This window comes from Pseudomonas fluorescens (genome assembly GCF_000968015.1).
In the GTDB taxonomy this organism is placed as follows: domain Bacteria; phylum Pseudomonadota; class Gammaproteobacteria; order Pseudomonadales; family Pseudomonadaceae; genus Aquipseudomonas; species Aquipseudomonas fluorescens_W.
The window spans coordinates 1-22,856 of sequence record NZ_LACH01000077.1; the positions used below are offsets into that span (position 1 = coordinate 1).

20 protein-coding genes are annotated in these 22,856 nt (G+C 60.3%); 13 read left to right on the forward strand and 7 right to left on the reverse strand.

Features of this window, described 5'->3' with window-relative positions; all coding sequences use genetic code 11:
- Nucleotides 1-149 precede the first annotated feature (149 nt).
- The gene (locus VD17_RS29000) at nt 150-1,682 is read right to left on the reverse strand and encodes an AhpA/YtjB family protein (RefSeq protein WP_046056840.1); all 1,533 of its coding nucleotides are present in this window, start codon (nt 1,680-1,682) and stop codon (nt 150-152) included.
- Between the two features lie 135 nt (nt 1,683-1,817).
- On the opposite strand from VD17_RS29000, the gene serB reads away from it, so the two are divergent.
- Complete coding sequence (gene serB / locus VD17_RS29005; protein ID WP_008153333.1) at nt 1,818-3,032, forward strand: phosphoserine phosphatase SerB; 1,215 nt, start codon at nt 1,818-1,820, stop codon at nt 3,030-3,032.
- A 141-nt stretch (nt 3,033-3,173) separates the two neighbouring features.
- Here the strand turns inward: serB and VD17_RS29010 are convergent, their stop codons facing one another.
- Nucleotides 3,174-4,952 carry a molecular chaperone gene (locus tag VD17_RS29010; protein ID WP_046056841.1) on the reverse strand — a complete coding sequence of 593 codons (1,779 nt, stop codon included), beginning with the start codon at nt 4,950-4,952 and terminating at the stop codon, nt 3,174-3,176.
- 177 nt (nt 4,953-5,129) lie between these two features.
- Here VD17_RS29010 and VD17_RS29015 point away from each other — a divergent pair, with 177 nt between their 5' ends.
- Nucleotides 5,130-5,531 (forward strand): lectin OAA family protein, encoded by a 402-nt coding sequence (locus tag VD17_RS29015; protein WP_046056863.1) that lies wholly within the window; start codon nt 5,130-5,132, stop codon nt 5,529-5,531.
- A 55-nt stretch (nt 5,532-5,586) separates the two neighbouring features.
- Here VD17_RS29015 and asd read toward each other — a convergent pair whose 3' ends face one another.
- The 3 genes from asd to VD17_RS29030 are packed head-to-tail and all read right to left on the reverse strand — an operon-like array spanning nt 5,587 to nt 8,862.
- Nucleotides 5,587-6,447, reverse strand: coding sequence for an archaetidylserine decarboxylase (asd, locus tag VD17_RS29020; RefSeq protein WP_046056842.1), 861 nt, complete (start codon nt 6,445-6,447; stop codon nt 5,587-5,589).
- A gap of 18 nt (nt 6,448-6,465) precedes the next feature.
- Nucleotides 6,466-7,281 carry a thiosulfate sulfurtransferase gene (gene rhdA / locus VD17_RS29025; RefSeq protein WP_046056843.1) on the reverse strand — a complete coding sequence of 272 codons (816 nt, stop codon included), beginning with the start codon at nt 7,279-7,281 and terminating at the stop codon, nt 6,466-6,468.
- Between the two features lie 42 nt (nt 7,282-7,323).
- Entirely contained in the window at nt 7,324-8,862 is a 1,539-nt protein-coding gene (locus VD17_RS29030) for an HDOD domain-containing protein (RefSeq protein WP_046056844.1), read from the reverse strand.
- A 166-nt stretch (nt 8,863-9,028) separates the two neighbouring features.
- Here VD17_RS29030 and motA point away from each other — a divergent pair, with 166 nt between their 5' ends.
- Nucleotides 9,029-9,880, forward strand: a complete 852-nt coding sequence (gene motA / locus VD17_RS29035) for a flagellar motor stator protein MotA (RefSeq protein ID WP_046056845.1) — start codon at nt 9,029-9,031, stop codon at nt 9,878-9,880.
- A 162-nt stretch (nt 9,881-10,042) separates the two neighbouring features.
- Nucleotides 10,043-11,086: a flagellar motor protein MotB gene (motB, locus tag VD17_RS29040; RefSeq protein ID WP_046056846.1), complete on the forward strand. Its 1,044-nt coding sequence runs from the start codon at nt 10,043-10,045 to the stop codon at nt 11,084-11,086.
- A 54-nt stretch (nt 11,087-11,140) separates the two neighbouring features.
- On the opposite strand, the gene rsgA is transcribed toward motB, so the two are convergent.
- Nucleotides 11,141-12,172: a small ribosomal subunit biogenesis GTPase RsgA gene (gene rsgA / locus VD17_RS29045; RefSeq protein WP_046056847.1), complete on the reverse strand. Its 1,032-nt coding sequence runs from the start codon at nt 12,170-12,172 to the stop codon at nt 11,141-11,143.
- A gap of 107 nt (nt 12,173-12,279) precedes the next feature.
- On the opposite strand from rsgA, the gene orn reads away from it, so the two are divergent.
- Together orn and VD17_RS29055 are read left to right on the forward strand one after the other, a co-directional pair.
- A complete protein-coding gene (gene orn, locus VD17_RS29050; protein ID WP_046056848.1) occupies nt 12,280-12,822 on the forward strand; it encodes an oligoribonuclease in 543 nt (180 codons plus the stop codon).
- A gap of 207 nt (nt 12,823-13,029) precedes the next feature.
- Entirely contained in the window at nt 13,030-13,641 is a 612-nt protein-coding gene (locus VD17_RS29055; protein ID WP_008153267.1) for a trimeric intracellular cation channel family protein, read from the forward strand.
- An 88-nt stretch (nt 13,642-13,729) separates the two neighbouring features.
- On the opposite strand, the gene queG is transcribed toward VD17_RS29055, so the two are convergent.
- Nucleotides 13,730-14,794, reverse strand: coding sequence for a tRNA epoxyqueuosine(34) reductase QueG (queG, locus tag VD17_RS29060; RefSeq protein WP_046056849.1), 1,065 nt, complete (start codon nt 14,792-14,794; stop codon nt 13,730-13,732).
- A 63-nt stretch (nt 14,795-14,857) separates the two neighbouring features.
- On the opposite strand from queG, the gene VD17_RS29065 reads away from it, so the two are divergent.
- From VD17_RS29065 to hflX, 7 genes are all read left to right on the forward strand, one after another.
- Nucleotides 14,858-16,357, forward strand: coding sequence for a bifunctional ADP-dependent NAD(P)H-hydrate dehydratase/NAD(P)H-hydrate epimerase (locus VD17_RS29065; RefSeq protein ID WP_046056850.1), 1,500 nt, complete (start codon nt 14,858-14,860; stop codon nt 16,355-16,357).
- Nucleotides 16,345-16,815, forward strand: coding sequence for a tRNA (adenosine(37)-N6)-threonylcarbamoyltransferase complex ATPase subunit type 1 TsaE (gene tsaE, locus VD17_RS29070; RefSeq protein ID WP_046045717.1), 471 nt, complete (start codon nt 16,345-16,347; stop codon nt 16,813-16,815). The genes VD17_RS29065 and tsaE overlap by 13 nt, the downstream gene beginning before the upstream one ends.
- Entirely contained in the window at nt 16,816-18,243 is a 1,428-nt protein-coding gene (locus VD17_RS29075) for an N-acetylmuramoyl-L-alanine amidase (RefSeq protein ID WP_046056851.1), read from the forward strand.
- On the forward strand, nt 18,240-20,150 hold the full coding sequence (gene mutL, locus VD17_RS29080) for a DNA mismatch repair endonuclease MutL (RefSeq protein WP_046056852.1): 1,911 nt from the start codon (nt 18,240-18,242) through the stop codon (nt 20,148-20,150). Before VD17_RS29075 ends, mutL begins: the two co-directional genes overlap by 4 nt.
- The gene (gene miaA / locus VD17_RS29085) at nt 20,150-21,121 is read left to right on the forward strand and encodes a tRNA (adenosine(37)-N6)-dimethylallyltransferase MiaA (RefSeq protein ID WP_046056853.1); all 972 of its coding nucleotides are present in this window, start codon (nt 20,150-20,152) and stop codon (nt 21,119-21,121) included. The genes mutL and miaA overlap by 1 nt, the downstream gene beginning before the upstream one ends.
- Nucleotides 21,122-21,215: 94 nt before the next feature.
- A complete protein-coding gene (gene hfq / locus VD17_RS29090; RefSeq protein WP_007902656.1) occupies nt 21,216-21,476 on the forward strand; it encodes an RNA chaperone Hfq in 261 nt (86 codons plus the stop codon).
- A gap of 12 nt (nt 21,477-21,488) precedes the next feature.
- Nucleotides 21,489-22,790, forward strand: a complete 1,302-nt coding sequence (gene hflX, locus VD17_RS29095; RefSeq protein ID WP_046056854.1) for a ribosome rescue GTPase HflX — start codon at nt 21,489-21,491, stop codon at nt 22,788-22,790.
- Nucleotides 22,791-22,856 lie beyond the last annotated feature (66 nt).

The window sequence follows — 22,856 nt, forward strand, 5'->3', positions numbered from 1 at the left end:
GGCCGTCCCCTATGCCGATTTCTGCAGTTCAGAGATCTCTGCTGTCTGTCCTGGCCTCATCGCGAGCTTGCTCGCGATGAGGCCAGAGCAGGCAACAAAAAGCCCGCAGACGAGTGATCATCTGCGGGCTCGGTTGTAGCTTCTAAGATTTACGCCCGGCGCTCATGCATCCGCGCCAGTTGCCGCTCGAGCATCGACGGATAAGGCTCCATCAGTCGCTCTACGCAACAAGCGCCTTCCGGGCTTGCGATCGGTCGGATTCGCGCACGCTGGCGGATCAACGCGTCGTCACCGATCTTGCGCTCCACCAGCAACAGGTTGCGGCTGTGTTGCGACAGGGCCAGCGCATCCTGAGCGGTTTCGGTCAGCAGCAGATCAATCTGGCTGAGGCCGAACAGCTCGTCACCCAGTGTCAGGCCCAACTGCAATTGCAGGGTGATGCCGCTGTCAGCGACTTCGATCTGCAACTGATGGCCCAGAGCTCGCAACAATTCACCGCAGCAGATGGCGTTGGTCAGGTAGTCGTCGCCGCTGTCTTCGGTGTGGAACAGCATCAGCGTGCTGCCATCGTTCAGGGTGTGCAGCTCGCTCTGGTAGAGCGAGGCGGCCTGATCGAGGCAGTCGCGATAGCGTTTGAGCAGTTCTTCCAGACGTGTGCGGGGCAGACGACGCAGTTGATCCTGAGCGCCCAGTTGCACGGCCAGCACCGCGCTGTGCTGCGGCACGTTCGATGGTTGCGGTTTGGCTACCGGTTTCGGCGCGGTCGACGCTGATTCATCAATCAGGTCGGCAAATGCATCGTCGTCATCATCGTCTTCAACGGTGCTGACACTGCGCCGTGGCGCAGGTTTGAGGCCAGCCACAGGCTTGGATTCATCGAAACTCGGGTCACGCAAATTGCGCACTTCGAAGGTTGGCTCGTTATCGTCCGCGTCTTCGTAGTCGCTTTCGTCGTATTCAGGCTCGGGAGCGGGTTCCGGCTCGGCGGGCTCCGGCGCGAAGTCGGCGTGCAGCTGGCGAGCCAGGTCGCCGATCTCATCCTGACGCTCGGTGGCCGGGGTGTACTCGTCGATATGGCGCAGCCACACCCGCAATTGCAGCAACGGCGTGGAGATGTGCCGACCCAGGCGCAGGCTCAAGGCCAGGGACAGCGCCAGCAGAATCGCGCTCAAAATGCCCATGCTTTGCAGGCTGATGGTCATCGGCTGCTGGAACTGATCCATGTCCAGGCTGATGCGCAGTTGCCCGGCAGTCACATCCTGGAAAGTGATCTTGCTCTGGTACATGCCTTGGGCTTCGCCGAGCAGGCTATGCTTGGGGCGCTGACCGGCTTCGGCGAGGATGCGATTATCCACGCTGTAGATGGCAGCGTGAGCCACCAGCTTGTTTTTGGTCAGGTTGTTGAGCAGCACGTTGAGGCTGAGGATGTCGTTGGACACCAACAGCTCCGTGGCGGACGTGGCAGTCTGGGTGGTCAGGCTTTCGCCCAGGGCATCCGCCTGCTCGTGCATGGCCTGCTTGAACTGCAAACCCATCACACAGGCATAGATCACCAGGGCCAGAGCGACCAGGATCACGTTATGGCTGGCGATGCGCAATGCAATCGGTACACGGCGGTGGCGCAGTGCACGGAAGATCAGCAGAAAGAAGTTATCGGTTTTTACTGGCGTGGGCCGGTTCACTTGAGCTCGGCTCTTTTGTCCGTGAAGTTGACGCGCAGTATAGCGACAGGCCCTAGACCGTCAAAGCGCTCACGGTGCCCGATGGTCACTGAAAGTGGGTAGAATGCGGTTTTTTTCCACCTGCGGGGGTGCGCCTTGCGCGAAATCGTCCTGATAAACATCACGGGAGTCGACCGTCCGGGTCTGACTGCGGCCATTACCGGCGTTCTGGCCCAGGGTGGTGTGAACATTCTTGACATTGGTCAGGCGGTGATCCACGACACCTTGTCGTTCGGCATCCTGGTTGAAATTCCTGACACCGAGCAAGGCAAGTCGGTGCTCAAGGACATCCTGTTCACGGCGTACAAGCTCGATCAGCAGGTGCGTTTCACGCCGGTGTCCGAAGAGGATTACCAGCAGTGGGTTGGCAATCAGGGCAAGAAACGCCACATCGTGACCCTGCTGACCCGCAAAGTGACCGCCGGGCAATTGCAGGCCGTGAGTTCGATCACCGCCAAGTATGGCTTGAACATCGACCACATCGATCGTCTGTCCGGGCGCATGCCGCTGGACACCCCGGCCGATCAGGGCAAGGGCTGCATCGAGTTTTCCGTTCGTGGTGAAGCGGCTGATCCGCAAGCGCTACGGGCCGAATTCCTCAGCGTCGCGCAGGAACTGAACGTCGACATCGCCTTCCAGGAAGATTCTCTGTTCCGTCGTAACCGTCGTCTGGCGGTGTTCGACATGGACTCGACGCTGATCGAAGCCGAAGTGATCGACGAACTGGCCAAGGCTGCCGGTGTGGGCGATCAGGTGTCTGCGATCACCGAGCGGGCGATGGCCGGCGAATTGGACTTCCGCGCCAGCTTCAAGGAGCGCCTGGCCTTGTTGAAAGGGCTGGATGTCAGCGTACTGGATTCCATCGGCGCCTCCCTGCGCCTGACCGAAGGTGCCGAAACCCTGTTCGCCGAACTCAAGCGTCTGGGCTACAAAACCGCGATCCTGTCGGGCGGCTTTACCTACTTCGCCAAGCAATTGCAGGCCAAGTTAGGTATCGACTATGTGTTTGCCAATGAACTGGAAGTGGTCGACGGCAAGGTCACCGGCGTGGCGGTCGAGCCGATTGTTGATGCGCAACGCAAGGCGGACTTGCTGAAGGAGCTGGCGCACAAGGAAGGTTTGCGTCTGGAGCAGACCATTGCGGTCGGCGACGGCGCCAACGATTTGCCAATGCTGGCGATTGCCGGGTTGGGCGTGGCGTTCCGTGCCAAGCCGCTGGTGAAGCAGTCGGCGAAGCAGGCGATTTCCACCCTTGGGCTGGATGGCGTGCTGTATCTGCTGGGCTTCCGGGATCGCGACGGGCAGCTCTGAGTTCTTTATTGCCTGATCTGGCGCCATCGCGAGCAAGCTCGCTCCCACATTGGATCTCTGGTGTTCACAAATGGTGTGTTCACAGCAGATCAAGTGTGGGAGCGAGCTTGCTCGCGATGGGCGCGCTGCGGTTTCACAGACTCACAACGACTTCCACAACAAATTAAAATCCTCCTCAACGCCGCTCACCGCGGCGTTGTCGTTTCTGGCGGTCTCCAGTGGACGGTAGGCGAACTGATTAAAGCTGTTGGTGCTCGCCACCCGCCGCTCCAGCCCGACCCGGCGTTCCTCGCCGTGGGTATTGATCATGACTTTGTTGCCCTCGTGAAAGGGCAGGCGCGGTGCGATTAGAGTGGCCGGCACGTCGATGGCGCTGATTTGCGGCAGCAACAGACCGCGAAGGTATTGGCTGTGGTCATCACGGGTGCGTACCAATTGCAGGCCGCAAGGTTCGGCGAAGGGTGCAACCTGTTCGACGCCCATTTGCGTGCCACCGCCGCGCACCTGGCGGATCCAGCGCACCACCGCGATGCTCCAACCCTGACCGGCAGAGTCCTCGATACCGATCATCTCACCCGCCTGTAATTCGGCAGGCACTGCGCCAGGCCAGGCCAGGCAGTAACCGCCGGGGCTGTGATTGACCACTGACAGGACATGGGTCGGAAAGTGCTGATTGCGGTCGGATGCTTCGTGGCTGTCGTCATTCTGAAGGTGCGGGTATTCGATCTCTTCGTAGGGCAATAGAGCGTCTGGATTGCCTTGGGGGGCGGCGTCGAAGGCCTGGTGCCATTGGTCCTTTTCCCGGCCGGTCACTGACGTTACCGAAAATTGTGCAGGCTGGGCGCCGTGGTTTTTCAGGATGTCGCTGAATGAGCGTTGCCCACCCAGATAAAAGTGCAGCGCGCTCATGCCTATGCACAGGGTCAACGTGCCTTGGCCGACGGTGCGCTGGAAACCGCGCTCGGCCGTCTGGCCCCAGGCGGCATGAAGGTGTTGCAACGTATCCAGGTTTAACCCTGCCGGCACGGGCAGTGGCGATGAACTGTCGGTTTTTTGCAAATGAGCTTCAATTGCCTCGACCAACCCCTGCGGATCAATCCCCAATAAGCTCTCTTGCTGCTCGGCCCGGAACTTGGTGCGGTAACGCGGTCCAGTGTCGAGGTCTGGCGAGACGGCAAACAGCCCGGAGGCTGGTTTGCCGGGTTGCAGCTTGATCCAGTGGCTCCAGGGCTCCAGCACCTCGGCCACCCGGGCAATCTGGTTCTGGCGCAGTTGGTTGCAGCGTGAGGCGCCCAACAGCAGGGCGACCACGTAAGTCTGTTCGATGCTCAGGTTTTGCCTCTGGTTGGCCAGCTCATCGCGCAGGCTCGTGTGCTGGAGCCGGTGCGCGCAGGCGATCCGGTAGAGCTGATGCAGCTCCAGCCACAGGCCTTCCGGCACCGGACAATACAGTTCGGTAGAGCGAATCAGCGGCCCGTTCAGGCAATGGATCGCCCGTTGCAGTGCCTGGGCCAGCAGTGGCGCACGGTCTTTGCTGAAGCGTGGCGTGATGCGCACGACAATCTGTTTATAGCCAATGGCCAAATGACTCTGCAGCGCCTGACAGAGGTTGGCGATCTTGCGCGAACGCTCGTCGAGGACAATCGACTGATGAAGGAAGTGCCGCTCAAGGTGTTTGCAGACGTAATACACCTCGGGGCGCAGCAGTTCGAGCAATTGCAGGCGATTGTCGCTGGGCGTGAGCAGCTGGTTGAGTTCGCTCAAGCCTTGATAGAGCTGGCGAGCGGTTTCGCCGATATTGGCTTTGGGCAGGTTGGCGATCCAGCGCTTGAGATCACGCGGGGTGGGGTCACAGAACGACAGGCGCAACAGCGTCGGGATCGGGGCGCGAAGCAACAGGTGGGGACTGGTCTCATTCATGCCGTGGAAAAACTCCAACCGGGAAATGGGCAGTGAATGACCTCACTGTAACAGCTATGGGTTTCTACCGTTTGTCTGTCAGTCGAGTGCCCTCCGGGCGTACTACTAATCTGACAGTCGTACGGCCTGCTGCCTACGCAGGGCAGGTCTCTTTGTAACTTCAAGGAGATGAAGTTTATGTCTAGATATGTAGTGGCAAATCAATGGGGCGGTAGTTCGGCACCCTGGCATCCGGGCGGAGACTGGACGCTAGGCGCGCGGGACAACCAGAAAGTTGTCGCGATCGATATCAAATCGGGCGATGGCGGGAAGAGTTTCACCGGCACCATGACGTATGCGGGTGAAGGTCCCATTGGCTTCAAGGCTCAGCGCACGGGCCAGAACCAGTACAACGTTGAAAATCAGTGGGGCGGCAACGATGCCCCCTGGCATCCGGGTGGCAAATGGGTCATCGGAGGTCGGGATAATCAGAACGTTGTGGCGTTGAGCGTGACCTCCAGTGATGGAGGGAAAAACCTCAGTGGCACCAATACCTACGCCAACGAAGGGCCGATCGGCTTTCGTGGACAGATAGAGTAACGGCACCACCGAAATGTCCGACCCCGCGAAGACGTTCGCGGGTTCGGATCAGTGATCAGGCTTTTGCCAGGCCCATGCCCTGGCCCATCTGCACCGGCGAACCGGCCGCCAGCTCTTCAGCCCACTTCACTTGATCAGGCCCGAACAGCACGACAGCGGTCGAACCCAGCTTGAAGCGACCCAGTTCTGCACCTTTCTCCAAATGGATCGGCGCACGGGCAGCTTCGTCGTAGCGGAAGGTTTTCAGCTCGCGTTTCGGCGGCGTGACCAACCCGGCCCAGACGGTTTCGATCGACGCAACGATCATCGCGCCCACCAACACCACGGCCATCGGCCCGCGCTCGGTGTCGAAAATGCACGCCACACGCTCGTTGCGGGCGAACAATTCAGGAACGTTTTCGGCGGTGGTCTGGTTGACCGAGAAGATCCGGCCCGGGATATAGACCATCTCGCGCAGGGTGCCGGCCAACGGCATGTGCACGCGGTGGTAGTCCTTCGGCGACAGATAAATAGTCGCGAAATCACCGCCCATGAACGGCGCTGCGTTGGCAGCGTCGCCGCCCAGCAATTCCAGCACGCTGAAGCTGTGACCCTTGGCCTGGAACACGCGACCGTGTTCGATCGGGCCAAGTTGGCTGACCGCGCCGTCGGCCGGGCTGAGGATTGCGCCTGGGGTCTGGTCCAGCGGGCGAGCGCCGTCCTTCAAGGCGCGAGTGAAGAACGCATTGAAGTGCTCATAGGCAGTCAGGTCTTCGACCAGAGCCTGCGACATGTCCACCTGATAACGCTTGGCGAACCAGGCGGTGAAGGCGTTCTTGAACCAGCGCACGCGACATTCGGCAATGCAGCCGGCCAGTCGCGACAGCAGGTGATGGGGCAGCAGGTATTGGCTGAGGATAAACAAACGCTTATTCATTAACTGTCCTTAAAAACCTTAAATCTCTACGGGCGTATCGGGGTGGTTGCCCCATTCGCCCCAGGAACCGGCGTAGCCTTTGACCCGCGGATAACCGAGGGATTTGGCCACCAGATAGGTGAAGCCAGATCGATGGTGAGTCTGGCAGTGGGTAATTACTTCTTTGTCTTTGCTGATCCCGAGTTTTTCCAGGATCTGCGGCATGTCGGTGCGGATACGCAGGTTGCGCGCCGGATCCATGCCCGCGGTCCATTCGAAATTGACCGCGCCGGGAATGTGCCCGGCCTTGGCCGCCAGGACTTTCTCGCCGGAGTACTCCAGCGGCCCGCGTGCGTCCCAGATCGCCAGGTCGGCGGCACCGAGACGGCTTTGCAGGTACTCGCGGGTGGCGGTGGGTTCGTCGTGCAAGGTCAACGCAACCGGGCCGCCGACCGCTGCCGGGATCTGGATCGACATGGGCAAGCCTTCTGCCAGCCAGGCTTTCAGGCCGCCGTCGACATAGTGGTACTTGCTGTGGCCGATGACATCCAGCAGCCAGATAAAGCGCCCGGCCCAACCGCCGCCTTCGTCGTCATAGACCACGTAGACCGCATCGGGGTTGTGTCCCAGCTCGCCGAACAACGCTTCGAGCGCCGCTTGCGGCGGCATCAGTCCCGGCGCAGGCGCGTGACCGAGCTGGGTGCGTTTCGGATCGACAAAACGCGCACCGGGGATATGCCCTTCGGCATAGCGGGCGCTGCTGGTCAGGTCCACCAGAATCAGTTCGCGGGCGTCGAGACGAGGGAGCAAGTCGCTCGGCTCGATCACCAGCGGCAAGCCAGAGAAGTCAGACATGTGAGGTCTCCAGAACACAAAGGGGAGGATTGTAGCGCAGCGTCATTGGCCGCGGTGGCTAAAGCTGTGCAGTGCCTTTTCGATGCACTGCGCAGTTTTGCCGAAGGCTTGCACAGTGATTTCAGAGAACGGCCCACCGCCCTGATCCGCCACCACAATCATGATCACCCGACCATTATTGACCAGTGAACGCAGCAGCAAGTGTTCGCCGCCAAATTGTGAGCGCAGGCTGGCCGGTAACAGGGCGGAAAATTGTGCGTTGTTGGACGGCGTCAGGCGTACCTGAGCCTGCTGCGAGAGCAGGCGTTGCAGCACGGTGCTCTGGCTGACAACGAAGTTCAGGCCGGCCACTTCTTTTGGCAGCCCGGCCGTCTGGTGCACCCGCAGATTGGCGTGAGTGCGGTCGGCCATCAGGATCATCACCCGACGCATGCCGCATGCGACCAACGCGTCCCGGGCAGAGGTGGTCAAGTGCATGGCATTGGTGAAGCGGCTGGGCTCGACCAGCAACTCGGCACACTGTCTGCGCCATTTCGCCAGGTCTTCGGCCGTCGGTGCCGGGGCTGGCAGCAATCCAGCGTGAACGCGGTTCATACCCCACGGCCAGATCAGTGCAACGGCCGGGTGCCAGAGGTCCGGCATAGCGTGATGGCGGGCGCTGTTGGCGGCCTGTTGGTGCAACTGCTGTTGCACTTCGTCCATCGGCATTTGCAGGTAAAGACTGGTCAAGTACTGCCAGCGTTCACTGTGCGGACTGTCCCAGGCCTGTTGCGCCGACAGCGCCAGACCGTTGGCCAGCAGCACCGTATTGGCCGGTTGATTGAGCCAGCGGCGCAGGGTCGGATCGTCGTCGAGGCGGTTCTGCTGGCGCAATGGATGATCGCTGTCGCGCGCGATGCGCAGCACTTTCACCAGCTCACGTTGCTCGTTGAGCAGCAGCCGATAACCTTGCTGCACCCAGATCGGCAGGCGCCAGATGTCCGCGAGCGCCAGGCAGATTTCCAGCAGGCGCGCGCCGAACAACTGCTTTTCGACTTTGCGCGCCGACTCGCCTTTGTGGATGACCCGCAGCTCCCACTCTTCGAGCAACTGCGGATGGGTCAACGCCATCGGCCAGAGCGGCGAGAGAAACAGCAGGCTGCCCCAGTGGATGTCCTGCCACAGCCGCGCCAGGCGACTGGCGAAAAAACCGTTGGCCTGCTGGGTCGCGTGCTGGCTGATCAGCTGCAACTGACGCAGGGCGATCGGGATCTCCGATTGCGGCTGGACAGGCAACCGGGCGAGCAGTTCTTCGGTGCGCTTCAAACCGAGGCGATTGATCGCCATCTCAAGGTTCTCCGCAGGCTCGGTCATGCTGCCGTGGGTGTGGCGATTGGCTTCGCGAATCACGCTCAAGGCCAGCGCGGGGCTGTCCTGTATCAGTTCGGCGATATCGCGCAGGGAACTGCGACTGTTGACGATGGCCTTGCAGACGCGGTCATGACTGGCTTGCGGAACTGGCAGGCGCACCCCATCGAGAAGCTTGATCCAGCCTTCGAGAGTGGTCGGTTTTGGAGTTGGAACGTTCGTTTCGTTAGCCATGGTTGGACGCGATCATCGTCTGCATTACCTATGCCCGGAGCGGGCCAAATTGGCTTTTCGCCTGAACTGGCTATAGTCTGGCGCAGTTTTGCCGATAAGTAGAAGAAGAGATTTTTTAACTTCCGAATATGACCTTGAACCCGACTCAGTAAGTGCTCTCCTACCTATGGCTAAATTAATCGGCATCATCGTCGTATTCGCGAGCGTGCTCGGCGGATACGTGCTTTCCCACGGCAAAATTGCCGCCCTGATTCAGCCCTTCGAGGTGATGATTATCGGTGGTGCTGCACTCGGTGCATTTCTGCAGGCCAACCCCGGTTACATGACCATGCATGTGCTCAAGAAATCCTTGGGCATGTTCACTTCGCGTTTCAACCACACGTTCTATCTGGAAGTGCTGGGCCTGATCTACGAGATCCTCAACAAGAGCCGCCGCGAAGGCATGATGGCCATCGAAGGCGACATCGAAGACGCCGCAGCAAGCCCGATTTTCGCCAAGTACCCGACTGTGCTCAAAGACGAACGCATGACCGCGTTCATCTGCGATTACCTGCGCATCATGTCCTCCGGCAACATGGCTCCCCATGAGCTTGAAGGCCTGTTCGACATGGAGCTTTACAGCCTCAAGGAAGACCTCGAACACCCGTCCCACGCGGTGAACGGTATTGCCGACGCCATGCCCGGTTTCGGTATCGTCGCGGCGGTACTCGGTATCGTGGTGACCATGGCTTCCCTGGGTGAAGGCGATCAGAAGTCCATCGGCCTGCACGTCGGTGCGGCACTCGTCGGTACCTTCTTCGGTATTCTCGCGGCGTACGGTTTCTTCGGTCCGCTGGCCCATTCCCTGGCCCACGATGCCAAGGAAGAACTGAACGTCTACGAAGCCATCAAGGCCTCGCTGGTCGCTTCCGCTTCCGGCATGCCGCCATCGCTGGCGGTAGAGTTCGGTCGCAAGGTTCTGTACCCGGCGCACCGTCCTAGCTTCGCTGAGCTGGAACAAGCGGTTCGCGGTCGATAGTGCTCTGTTTCACAAATACGTTCCTTTTTTGGCGAGTGACTGTTGTTGCCAGACAAGGCGCCGCGACGAGTCATAGCTCGCTATGGCGAGGAGCGGCAACGCCGTATGGCGACAACAGGCACCGTCAAAAAGGAACAGTATTTGTGAGACAGAGCACTCTGTATGGAAAATAACCAGCCGATAATCATCAAGCGCGTCAAGCGCATCGCCGGCGGGCATCACGGGGGCGCCTGGAAAATCGCCTTCGCGGACTTCGCGACGGCGATGATGGCGTTCTTCCTGGTGCTGTGGCTGCTGTCCACCGCAACACCTGAACAGAAGATCGCCATCGCCGGTTACTTCAAGGACCCGGTCGGCTTTTCCGAAAGCGGCACGCCGTACATCATTGACCTGGGCGGCTCGCCGACCCTGGCGCCGGAGAACACCCTCAACCCCGAGGTGAAATCCCAGCCGCAGCCGGACAAAGTGACCGTCGACGCCGAGCAGGTTGAAGGCATGGCCGAGCAGGTCGAGAAGGAGCGTCTCGAGCTGTTGCTGCAAGAACTGCAGACCAAGGTCGAAGAGAACCCGCAGCTGAAGAAATTCAAAGACCAGATCAGTTTCGAAATCACGCCGGACGGTTTGCGCATCCAGATCGTGGACGCCGAAAACCGGCCGATGTTCGACTCCGGCAGTGCACGTCTGAAGCCGTACTTCGAAGACATCCTGCTGGCCATGGCTGACACCATCAAAGCGGTGCCGAACAAGATCAGCATCAGCGGCCACACCGATGCCAAGCCGTACACGGGCACGGGTGATTTTGGTAACTGGGAGCTCTCGGCCAACCGTGCCAACGCGGCACGTCGTGCGCTGATCGCTGGCAGCTATCCGGATGCACAGGTGGCGCGCGTCGTCGGTTATGCCTCGTCGGCGTTGTTCGATCGCGAGCACCCGTTCAATCCGATCAATCGCCGTATCGACATCGTGGTGCTGACCAAGAAAGCCCAGCGTGCCATCGAAGGTTCGCAAGGTACGGAGCCGGCTCCAGAACCAACGCCGACGCAAGGGGAGGGTGGTCCAGGCGAAGTGCCCGTCGATCCGAACGCTTTACCGGCGGATAAAGAACCGTTGCCGGCACATGAGCTTCGGGAGCGCTTGAACCTCTTCGACAACCCGGCGCCGAAACCGGGTGAGCCAGCCAAGCCGGCTGAACCACCCAAGCAGTGACCCATAAAAAAGCCGCGAGATGATCGCGGCTTTTTTGTCTCTGCGGGAGGCTACTTAATAGCTGGTTTCCGGCAGGCTGGCGATGATCGAGCGGTAGCTGTTCATCCGTTGTTGCTGCACGCGGCCTTCTTCCAGGGCCTTGAGCAGGGCGCAACCCGGCTCGCGGTCGTGCTTGCAGTCGCGGAAGCGGCAGGTGCCGATCAAGTCGTTGAACTCGATGAAGCCGGCTTCGACGTCGGCACGGCTGACGTGGCCCAGGCCGAATTCGCGGATACCCGGGGAGTCGATCAACTCACCGCCACCGGGGAAGTGGAACAACCGCGCGGTAGTGGTGGTGTGAGTGCCCTGGCCGGACAACTCGGACAGCGGGCCGACACGGGCTTCGACTTCAGGCAACAGGCTGTTGACCAACGAAGACTTGCCGACGCCGGACTGACCGACGAACACGCTGATGCGCCCGTCCAGTTGTTTTTGAAGTTGCTCCATGCCGTTGCCGTGGTGCGCCGAGACTTCCAGCACCGGGTAACCCAGCGTGCGGTAAACCGCCAGCAAGGCATTCAACGCCGGGGCGTTCTGCTCGTCGATCAGGTCGAACTTGTTGAGCAACAGCAACGGACGAATCCCTGCGTGCTCAGCGGCGACCAGGTAGCGGTCGATCAAGTTGGCGTGAGGCTCGGGCAGCGGCGCGAAGACGATGACGATCATGTCGACGTTAGCCGCGACAGGCTTGAGCTGACCACGACTGTCCGGGCGGCAGAGTTCGGTTTTGCGCGGCAGTTGCGCCACGATCACGCCGATACCCTGGTTGCCGGCACGCCAGACCACCTGATCGCCGGTCACCAGCGCCGGCAGGTTGGCGCGCAAGTGACAGCGGAACACCTGGCCAGCCAGATCGCCATCAAGGGCTTCGACTTCGACCTGCACACCGAAGTGCGCGATCACCAGGCCGGTCTGTTCCGGGCCCAGATCGCCACCCTCAAGTGCCTCGACAGCCGAGGACTCGCGTTTGGCGGCGCGGGCAGCGCGTTCGCCCTGAATCTTTTCGATGCGCCAGTTTTGACGACGATTGAGTTGGCGTTTGGCCATGGGTGTTCCGTATGAAGAATGCAGCGATTAGGTAAAACGGCCGCGAGTTTAGCACGCCCGGCCAGTTGCCTAGGCTAAACTGCGCAGCATTGCCTAGGAGCCGACACATGCAAAACCCGCAGAATCTGATCTGGATCGACCTGGAAATGACCGGTCTGAACCCTGATACCGACGTCATCATCGAGATGGCCACCATCGTCACCGACAGTGACCTGAACACCTTGGCCGAAGGTCCGGTGATCGCCATCCATCACAGCGACGAAATTCTCGCCGGCATGGACGAGTGGAATACCCGTCAACACGGCGGCTCGGGCCTGACCCAGCGGGTGCGCGACAGCCGCATCAGCATGGCCGAAGCCGAAGCCCAGACCATCGCCTTCCTGGAACAATGGGTGCCGAAGGGCAAGTCGCCGATCTGTGGCAACAGCATCTGCCAGGATCGCCGCTTCCTTTATACCCACATGAAATCCCTGGAAAGCTTCTTCCACTACCGCAACCTCGACGTCTCGACCCTTAAAGAGTTGGCCGCGCGCTGGGCGCCGGACGTGCGCGACAGCTTCAAAAAGGGCAGCACTCACCTGGCCCTTGATGACATCCGCGAATCGATCGCCGAGCTGCAGCACTACCGCAAGCATTTCATCAAGTTCTGATCCACCGGAGTCTGTACCGGCCCCATCGTCGGATCGCCGCCCGGACCAAGCTCGCTCCCACAGGGATCTCGCAATCCTGTGGGAGCGAGCTTGCTCGCGATGGGGCCAGTACAGTCACCCGTGATGATTGGCTGGATTCTCGGGCGCCCTCTTTTGGGGCTTCGGTGAAGTGAGTAGACTGCGCGCCTTCCTGCAAGGACCGCCGCTATGTTGCTGATGCTTTACCTGATCGCCATTACCGCCGAAGCCATGACCGGTGCCCTGTCTGCCGGTCGTCGCGGGATGGACTGGTTTGGCGTGGTGCTGATTGCCTGCGTCACGGCTTTGGGTGGGGGTTCGGTGCGTGACGTGCTGCTCGGTCACTACCCGTTGACGTGGGTCAAGCACCCGGAATACCTGGTGCTAACCTCGGTGGCGGCGATGTTCACGGTGTTCGCTGCACGCTGGATGCGCCACCTGCGCTCGCTGTTTCTGGTGCTTGACGCCGTGGGCCTGGTGGCGTTCACCCTGATCGGCTGCATGACCGCGCTGGAAATGGGCCACGGCATGCTCGTGGCGTCCGTCAGCGGTGTGATCACCGGGGTGTTCGGCGGCATCCTGCGCGACATCTTCTGCAACGACATCCCGCTGATCTTCCGCCGCGAACTCTACGCCAGCGTCTCGTTCGCTGCAGCGTGGTGCTACATGCTCTGCATCTACCTGCAATTACCCGGTGAACAGGCGATTTTGATCACCCTGTTCGGCGGCTTCCTGCTGCGATTGCTGGCAATCCGTTTTCACTGGGAAATGCCGAAGTTCGTTTATAACGACGAAGCCTGACATCGCACGGTCCCTGTAGGAGCTGCCGCAGGCTGCGATCTTTTGATTTTGATTTTTAAGATCAAAAGATCGCAGCCTTCGGCAGCTCCTACGCCAGACCGTGTTGTTTCAGGGCCCATTCCACGTGTTCGCGGACCAGTTCTGAAGGGTGTTCGCGCCGAGCCTTCAACGCTTCCAGCACCGGAATGCTTGATGGCGCGTTCCCCAGGCCTACCGCCAGGTTTCTCAACCAGCGCTCATAACCCGCTCGGCGTAACGGCGAACCTTCGGTGCTGCTGAGAAACTTCTCCTCATCCCACATGAACAGCTCTGCCAACTCTGCGTTGTCCAGATTGTGCCGTGGCTTGAAGTCGCTTTCGCCGGACGGACGGGCGAAGCGGTTCCACGGGCAGACGATCTGGCAGTCATCGCAACCGAACACCCGATTGCCGATCAATGGCCGCAAATCTTCCGGGATCGCACTTTTCAGTTCGATGGTCAGGTAGGAAATGCAGCGTCGGGCGTCGAGTACATAAGGGCCGACGAAGGCGTTGGTCGGGCAGATGTCGAGGCATGCCGTGCAGCGGCCGCAATGTTCGGTGCTGTGTGGCGGGTCAACCGGCAGCGGCAGGTCGACAAACAGTTCGCTGAGAAAGAAGTAACTGCCGGCTTTGCGATTCAAGACCAGGGTATTTTTACCGATCCATCCAAGACCGGCCTGTTCGGCGATGGCTTTTTCCAGCACCGGCGCGCTGTCGACGAAGGCGCGGAAACCAAACGGGCCGATTTCGGCCTGAATTTTATCGGCCAGTTGTTGCACGCGTTTGCGGATCAATTTGTGGTAATCGCGGCCCAAGGCATAACGCGAGACGTAGGCTTTTTCCGGTTGTGCCAGACGTTTGGCCATTTCGGTGTCGCCCGGCAGGTAGTCCATGCGTAGGGAAACGACCCGAAGCGTGCCGGGCACCAGCTCTTCCGGGTGTGAGCGTTTACTGCCGTGGGCGCCCATGTACTCCATTTCGCCGTGGTAGCCGGCCGCGAGCCAGCGTTCCAGGTGCTGCTCATGCTCGGCCAGGTCGAGGCCGCTGATGCCGACTTGCTGAAAGCCCAGCTCGCGGCCCCAATCCTTGATGGATTGGGCGAGGGCGGGCAGGTCTGTAGTAATTGCGGGCATGAGGCGAGAGAAACCGGAGCTGAGGTGCGTATAATTCTGCCAGACATCGGAGCCCGAAGACGCATGCCGCACACTAAAGATGATTTACCCGACGCGCTGTATAGCGCCGCGCAAGTGCGAGCACTCGATGCGGGCCTGATTGCGGCCGGCACACCGGGCTTCGAATTGATGCAGCGCGCGGCGCGTGCGGCCTGGCGCGCGTTGGTCCGTCATTGGCCGACTGCGAACGAATTGAGTGTCGTGGCCGGCCACGGCAATAACGCCGGCGACGGTTATCTGGTGGCTGTACTGGCTCGACGTGCGGGCTGGCATGTGCGGGTGCTGGCGGCCGGTGATCCCCAGCGTTTACAGGGTGACGCGGCATTGGCCCATACCGAGGCCGTGTCCGAAGGTGTCGCGGTTCAAGCCTGGAGCGCACAGTCAGAGTTGCGCGGTATCGTGCTGGATGCCTTGCTCGGCACCGGCCTGACGGGAGAAGTGCGAGAGCCCTACGCGGGCGTCATCGCAGCGATCAATGCCAGTGGGCTGCCGGTAGCGGCAGTGGATATCCCTTCGGGGCTGTGCGCTGATACCGGCCGAATACTCGGCGCTGCGGTGCAGGCTGACCTGACGGTGACGTTCATCGGCCTGAAACTGGGTCTGTTCGCCGGCGATGCTGCAGACGTGGTCGGCGAGTTGGTGTTCAACGATCTGCAAGCTTCCCCCGAGTCGTTTAACGGAGTCGCCATCAGTGCACGTCGCCTGACGGCCAGTTCCTTGCCGCGTCTGGCGAGCCGGGCTCCAACTTCCCATAAGGGCAAATTCGGCCATGTATTGCTGATCGGCGGTGATCGCGGCTTTGGTGGCGCCATCCTGCTGAGCGCGCAAAGTGCCCTGCGCAGCGGTGCGGGCATGGTGTCCGTGGCGACGCGCAGTGAACATGTTCCGGCCGCGCTGGCGAGAATTCCCGAAGCCATGGTGTTGGGGACTTCGTCGGCCAATCAACTGATGGAACTGCTGCAAAAGGTTTCCGTGCTGGTTGTCGGCCCAGGCTTGGGTCAGGCTTCCTGGGGGCGCAGCCTTTTGTCGGCGGCTGCCAACGCGCAGCTGCCTCAAGTCTGGGACGCCGACGCATTGAATCTGCTGGCCACAGAGCACGTGAGCTTGCCCAAGGATTGTGTGATCACGCCGCATCCGGGCGAAGCGGCGCGCTTGTTGGGGATGAGCACTGCCGAAGTGCAGGCTGACCGTCCCGCTGCCGCTCACGCATTGAGCAAAAAATATACAGCTGTCGTGGTGCTGAAAGGCGCCGGCAGCCTGATCGCCAGCCCCGATGGGCGCCTGGCGTTGTGTCATCAGGGCCATCCGGCCATGGCCACCGCCGGTTTGGGTGATGTGCTGGCCGGTCTGGTCGGCGCGTTGCTGGCGCAAGGCATGGAGGCGTTCGACGCTGCCTGCCTGGCCGTCTGGCTGCACGCCAATGCTGGCGCGCAAGAAGGTAAATCGGGCCGTGGGCTGGCGGCCAGTGATCTGATTCCAGCCATTCGTCAGTTGTTGGAGGAGCAAGCACCGTGTCTGAAGTAACCCTGTACCTGGCTGATGAAGAGGCGATGACCGCATTTGGCGCACGTATCGCACAAACCACTGAAGGGCACGGTCTGATTTTTCTCGAGGGAGATCTGGGCGCGGGGAAAACTACGCTGTCCCGGGGCATCATCCGTGGCTTGGGGCATGTGGGCGCGGTAAAAAGTCCGACCTTCACCCTGGTTGAACCCTACGAGATTGGCGACATCCGGGCCTTCCATTTCGACCTCTATCGCTTGGTCGACCCTGAAGAACTGGAGTACCTCGGTATCCGCGACTACTTCGAAGACGACGCGTTGTGCCTGATCGAGTGGCCAGAAAAGGGTGCAGGCTTTTTGCCAAAGCCTGACCTGACCATTACCATTAGCCCGCAAGATGGCGGGCGTTCGCTGAAAATTTTGTCCCAGGGCTCGCGTGGCGAGTCGTGGTGTGCCGCTTTGGCATTGGAAACCAATTAAATGATGGGGTTAGGTATGCGCTTTCGCGCGATGGTAGCTGCCGTAGGATTGTTGTTTTTGGCGGTGACCGTCGACGCTGTGGCCGAGACAAAGGTCAACAGCGTTCGCCTGTGGCGGGCTCCGGACAACACACGACTGGTGTTCGATCTGAGTGGACCTGTCCAGCACAGTGTCTTTACCCTGACCGCCCCGGATCGGCTGGTCATCGACATCAACGGCGCGACTCTGGGGGCGCCACTGAACGTCAACAGCTCGAACACTCCAATCACCGCCATGCGCTCGGCTCAACGTACGCCGACCGACCTGCGGGTGGTCATCGACCTGAAAAAAGCCGTGACGCCGAAAAGTTTTACCCTGGCGCCAAACGCCCAGTACGGCAATCGCCTGGTGGTCGACTTGTTCGATAACGCTGCCGATGCCGCGCCAATACCAGCGCCGACCAACGTCGCGACGGTCGCCCCGGTACCGGTCACTCCGGTGGAGCCTGCGGTGAAGCTGCCGCCAGCCCCGGCCGGCAAGCGCGACATTGTTGTAGTCATCGATGCCGGTCACGGTGGCGAAGACCCGGGTGCCTCGGGCTCTCGCGGTCAGCGTGAAAAAGACGTGGTGCTGGCCATCGCCCGCGAACTGCAGCGTCAGGTCAACGGCATGAAAGGCTTCCGCGCCGAACTGACCCGCACCGGCGACTACTTCATTCCATTGCGCGGTCGTACTGAAATCGCCCGCAAGAAGGGTGCCGACCTGTTCGTTTCGATCCACGCCGACGCCGCACCTTCGGCCGCAGCTTTCGGTGCCTCGGTGTTTGCCCTGTCTGATCGTGGCGCTACCTCGGAAACGGCCCGTTGGCTGGCCGACAGTGAAAACCGTTCCGACTTGATCGGTGGTGCTGGCAGCGTCAGCCTCGACGACAAGGACCGCATGCTGGCCGGTGTGCTGCTCGACCTGTCGATGACCGCTTCCTTGACTTCGAGCCTGGACGTTGGCCAAAAGGTCTTGAGCAACATCAGCCGGGTCACGCCGTTGCACAAACAACGGGTGGAGCAGGCCGGGTTCATGGTGCTGAAATCGCCGGACATTCCGTCGATCCTGGTGGAAACCGGCTTCATCTCCAACGCCAACGAAGCGTCCAAGCTTGCCGCAGCGAACCACCAGCAGGCGCTGGCACGCTCGATCAGCGCCGGTGTTCGCCAGTTCTTCCAGCAGAATCCGCCACCGGGCACCTACATCGCCTGGCTGCGTGATTCCGGCAAAATCGCTCAAGGTCCACGTGATCATCGGGTTAGCCCGGGCGAGACGTTGGCAATGATTGCCGTGCGTTATCAGGTGTCCCCGGCCACCCTGCGCAGCGCCAACAACCTGCAGAGTGACGAGCTGAAAATCGGTCAGACCCTGACCATTCCCGGCACTGAACTGGCGGCCAAAGAATGAACCAGGTGCTGACCAACACGGCTCGGATCGAGCTGCTCAGCCCACGACTGGCGAACCAGATTGCCGCCGGTGAGGTGGTTGAGCGCCCGGCTTCGGTGATCAAGGAGTTGCTGGAAAACAGCCTCGACTCCGGCGCCAGGCGCATTGATGTCGATGTGGAGCAGGGTGGCGTCAAGCTACTGCGGGTGCGCGACGATGGCAGCGGCATTTCTGCCGATGACTTGCCGCTGGCCCTGGCGCGTCACGCCACCAGCAAAATCCGCAATCTTGAGGACCTCGAGCAGGTCATGAGTCTGGGCTTTCGTGGTGAAGCACTTGCCTCGATCAGCTCCGTGGCGCGTCTGACCCTGACGTCTCGCACCCGTGATGCTGATCAGGCCTGGCAGGTCGAAACCGAAGGCCGGGACATGGCGCCTCGCGTGCAGCCGGCGGCCCATCCGGTGGGCACTTCGGTGGAAGTGCGTGACCTGTTCTTCAACACCCCGGCGCGACGCAAGTTTCTCAAAACCGAAAAAACCGAATTCGATCACCTGCAAGAAGTGATCAAGCGTTTGGCGTTGGCGCGCTTCGACGTGGCATTCCATCTGCGCCACAACGGCAAGACCATCCTCAGCCTGCATGAAGCCCATGACGACGCGGCCCGTGCCCGGCGTGTGGCGGCGATTTGCGGTTCGGGTTTCCTCGAGCAGGCTCTGCCGATCGAGATCGAGCGCAATGGCCTGCATTTGTGGGGCTGGGTCGGCTTGCCGACGTTCAACCGCAGCCAGGCAGACTTGCAGTATTTCTTTGTTAACGGCCGTGCCGTACGCGACAAACTGGTGGCCCACGCGGTGCGCCAGGCCTATCGCGACGTGCTGTTCAACGGCCGGCACCCGACGTTCGTGCTGTTTTTCGAAGTCGATCCGGCGGGCGTCGACGTCAACGTGCACCCGACCAAGCACGAAGTGCGCTTCCGTGACGGGCGCATGGTCCACGATTTCCTCTATGGCACCCTGCACCGCGCCTTGGGCGATGTGCGACCGGATGATCATCTGGCGGCGCCGGTGGCGACCGCCATCGTTCGACCCACCGGCATTGATGCTGGCGAGTTCGGTCCACAGGGCGAAATGCGTCTGGCGGCCAATGCCTTGCTGGAACAGCCTCAGGCCCAGCCATCGTTCAATACGCCGGCAGGCTCGGGCGCGGGTGCCGGTTATCAATATCAGTACTCGCCGCGGCCTCAATCGGGTGTGCCGGTTGCTGAGGCCCAGGCAGCTTATCGCGAATTCTTTGCGCCGTTGCCCGAAGCCAATGCGGTCGCACTGCCGGCCGGGCAGGATGATATTCCGCCGCTGGGTTATGCACTGGCGCAGCTCAAAGGTATCTATATTCTTTCGGAAAACGCCCAGGGCCTGGTGCTGGTGGACATGCATGCCGCTCACGAGCGGATCATGTACGAACGGCTGAAAATCGCCATGGCCAGCGAAGGCCTGAGTGGCCAGCCGCTGCTGGTGCCGGAGTCTTTGGCTGTGAGCGAGCGCGAAGGCGATTGCGCCGAAGAAAACGTTGCGTGGTTCCAGCGTCTGGGCTTTGAACTGCAGCGTCTTGGTCCTGAAACACTGGCCATTCGGCAGATTCCAGCCTTGCTCAAGCAAGCTGAAGCCAATCGATTGGTCAGTGACGTACTGGCGGATCTGATGGAATATGGCACCAGCGACCGGATTCAGGCGCACCTGAACGAGCTGCTCGGAACCATGGCCTGCCATGGCGCGATTCGGGCGAATCGGCGCCTGGCCCTGCCGGAAATGAACGGTCTGCTGCGGGACATGGAAAACACCGAACGCAGCGGTCAATGCAACCATGGCCGACCGACCTGGACCCAGCTGGGCCTGGACGATCTGGACAAACTGTTCTTGCGCGGTCGTTGATGAACCAGCTCCCTCCTGCGATTTTCCTGATGGGACCGACCGCCGCCGGCAAGACCGACCTGGCCATCGAACTCACCAAAGTCTTGCCTTGCGAGCTGATCAGCGTCGATTCGGCGCTGGTCTACCGTGGCATGGACATCGGCACCGCCAAGCCTTCAAAAGAACTTCTGGCTGAATTTCCACACCGGTTGATCGATATTCTCGACCCGGCAGAGAGCTATTCGGCCGCCGATTTCCGTCGTGATGCCCTCCAGGCCATGGCCGAGATCACCGCGCGGGGCAAAATTCCGCTGCTGGTGGGCGGCACAATGCTCTATTACAAGGCTTTGGTTGAAGGTCTGGCAGACATGCCGGCGGCAGATCCAGACGTCCGCGCACAGATCGAAGAAGAAGCTGCACGCCTTGGCTGGCAAGCCCTGCACGATCAACTGGCGGTCATCGATCCGGAATCCGCCGCCCGCATTCATCCGAACGATCCACAGCGACTCAGTCGAGCGCTGGAAGTTTATCGCGTCAGTGGTCAGAGCATGACTGCACTAAGGCTGCAACAATCTGCGCAAAGTACTGAAGCAGCCGCCTCGGGACTGCAACAATTGCCCTATACTGTCGCGAACTTGGCCATTGCTCCGGCAAATCGTCAGGTATTGCACGAGCGAATTAAACAAAGATTCACGAATATGTTGGAACAGGGATTCATTGACGAGGTCGTAGCCCTGCGTAAACGGAGTGACCTGCATGCCGGGTTGCCGTCTATACGTGCAGTAGGCTACCGACAAGTCTGGGACTACCTGGATGGCAAGCTGACGCAAGCCGAGATGCAGGAGCGTGGAATCATTGCCACGCGCCAATTGGCAAAGCGCCAGTTCACCTGGCTGCGCAGTTGGGCTGATTTACACTGGTTGGACAGCCTCGATTGCGACAATCTGCCGCGCGCCTTGAAATACCTTGGGACCATCTCCATATTGAGCTGAGTCCTTGCATTTGCCGTCTATCCTTGGGGGTGTGACGGCCACAAGCCATTTGTTTACCTATTTTTTATATTGAATCCTTAAAGGAGTGCGGCACATGTCAAAAGGGCATTCGCTACAAGACCCTTACTTGAATACTTTACGTAAAGAGAAAGTGGGGGTTTCCATCTACCTGGTCAACGGGATCAAGCTGCAAGGCACGATCGAGTCTTTCGACCAGTTCGTTATCCTGCTGAAAAACACCGTCAGCCAGATGGTTTACAAACACGCTATCTCTACAGTGGTGCCGGTTCGTCCAATTCGTCTGCCTAGCGCAACCGAATCCGAAGCAGGTGACGCTGAGCCAGGTAACGCCTGATAGGAGTCTCCTTTGTTCTTTGAGCGCCACGGTGGTGGTGAGCGAGTGATCCTCGTTCACTTGGATGGACAGGACCCTGAGGCGCGCGAAGATCCGCAGGAGTTTCAGGAATTGGCTAATTCGGCCGGCGCCGAGACCGTTGCGTTTTTTAACGTGCCGCGTCATCGGCCAACCGCCAAATTCCTGATCGGTAGCGGCAAGGTCGAGGAACTACGCGACCTGGTCCATGCCGAAAAGGCAGATCTGGTGATCTTCAATCACATCCTCACGCCCAGTCAGGAACGTAACCTCGAACGTGTTTTCGAGTGTCGCGTGATCGATCGCACGGGTCTGATTCTCGATATTTTCGCCCAGCGCGCCCGTACCCATGAAGGCAAGCTCCAGGTAGAACTGGCCCAGCTTGACCACATGAGCACCCGGCTGGTTCGTGGCTGGACTCACCTTGAGCGTCAAGGTGGCGGTATCGGCATGCGTGGCCCGGGTGAAACCCAACTGGAAACCGACCGCCGCTTGCTGCGGGTTCGCCTGCGACAGATCAAAGGCCGGTTGGAAAAAGTGCGGAGCCAGCGCGAACAGTCGCGACGTGGCCGTACGCGTGCGGATATCCCTACCGTGTCTTTGGTGGGGTATACCAACGCCGGTAAATCCACGCTCTTCAATAACGTGACGAAATCCGACGTGTACGCGGCTGACCAGTTGTTTGCCACGCTGGACCCGACCTTGCGCCGTCTGGAACTGGACGACCTGGGTCCGATTGTCCTGGCTGACACTGTGGGTTTCATTCGCCACTTGCCCCACAAGCTGGTCGAAGCATTTCGGTCTACCCTCGAAGAGTCGAGCAACTCCGACCTGCTGTTGCACGTGATCGATGCGGCCGAACCGGATCGCATGTTGCAGATCGAGCAGGTGATGGTGGTGTTGGGCGAGATCGGTGCCCAGGACTTGCCGATCCTCGAGGTCTATAACAAACTCGATTTGCTTGAAGGCGTTGAGCCACAAATCCAGCGCGACGAAAACGGCAAGCCTCAACGGGTCTGGCTATCGGCGCGTGATGGCAGTGGTCTGGAATTGCTTGAGCAAGCCATTGCCGAGTTGCTGGGCAGTGAGTTGTTTATCGGTACCTTGCGCTTGCCGCAACGATTCGCTCGACTGCGTGCGCAGTTCTTCGAACTTGGAGCGGTGCAGAAAGAAGAACACGACGAAGAAGGTGTCAGCTTGCTGGCCGTTCGATTGCCCCGTTCGGAGCTCAATCGGCTGGTCAGCCGTGAAGGCGTTGTGCCGACAGAGTTCATCGAGCAACACACTTTGCAATAAAAGCCTGGAAAAGCGGTTGTGCCGCGGTGACGGGCATTCTGTAGCATTGGTCGGCGCGCCGTGGGT

Excerpts from the sequence above, each read along its gene's own strand:
- VD17_RS29055 (WP_008153267.1), top strand. The coding sequence starts at position 13,030 with ATGTTGCTGATGCTTTACCTGATCGCCATTACCGCCGAAGCCATGACC.
- VD17_RS29030 (WP_046056844.1), bottom strand. The coding sequence starts at position 8,862 with ATGGCTAACGAAACGAACGTTCCAACTCCAAAACCGACCACTCTCGAA.
- rhdA (WP_046056843.1), bottom strand. The coding sequence starts at position 7,281 with ATGTCTGACTTCTCTGGCTTGCCGCTGGTGATCGAGCCGAGCGACTTG.
- VD17_RS29065 (WP_046056850.1), top strand. The coding sequence starts at position 14,858 with ATGCCGCACACTAAAGATGATTTACCCGACGCGCTGTATAGCGCCGCG.
- queG (WP_046056849.1), bottom strand. The coding sequence starts at position 14,794 with ATGCCCGCAATTACTACAGACCTGCCCGCCCTCGCCCAATCCATCAAG.
- mutL (WP_046056852.1), top strand. The coding sequence starts at position 18,240 with ATGAACCAGGTGCTGACCAACACGGCTCGGATCGAGCTGCTCAGCCCA.
- orn (WP_046056848.1), top strand. The coding sequence starts at position 12,280 with ATGCAAAACCCGCAGAATCTGATCTGGATCGACCTGGAAATGACCGGT.
- rsgA (WP_046056847.1), bottom strand. The coding sequence starts at position 12,172 with ATGGCCAAACGCCAACTCAATCGTCGTCAAAACTGGCGCATCGAAAAG.
- VD17_RS29015 (WP_046056863.1), top strand. The coding sequence starts at position 5,130 with ATGTCTAGATATGTAGTGGCAAATCAATGGGGCGGTAGTTCGGCACCC.
- hfq (WP_007902656.1), top strand. The coding sequence starts at position 21,216 with ATGTCAAAAGGGCATTCGCTACAAGACCCTTACTTGAATACTTTACGT.
- asd (WP_046056842.1), bottom strand. The coding sequence starts at position 6,447 with ATGAATAAGCGTTTGTTTATCCTCAGCCAATACCTGCTGCCCCATCAC.
- motB (WP_046056846.1), top strand. The coding sequence starts at position 10,043 with ATGGAAAATAACCAGCCGATAATCATCAAGCGCGTCAAGCGCATCGCC.
- miaA (WP_046056853.1), top strand. The coding sequence starts at position 20,150 with ATGAACCAGCTCCCTCCTGCGATTTTCCTGATGGGACCGACCGCCGCC.
- VD17_RS29075 (WP_046056851.1), top strand. The coding sequence starts at position 16,816 with ATGATGGGGTTAGGTATGCGCTTTCGCGCGATGGTAGCTGCCGTAGGA.
- motA (WP_046056845.1), top strand. The coding sequence starts at position 9,029 with ATGGCTAAATTAATCGGCATCATCGTCGTATTCGCGAGCGTGCTCGGC.
- VD17_RS29010 (WP_046056841.1), bottom strand. The coding sequence starts at position 4,952 with ATGAATGAGACCAGTCCCCACCTGTTGCTTCGCGCCCCGATCCCGACG.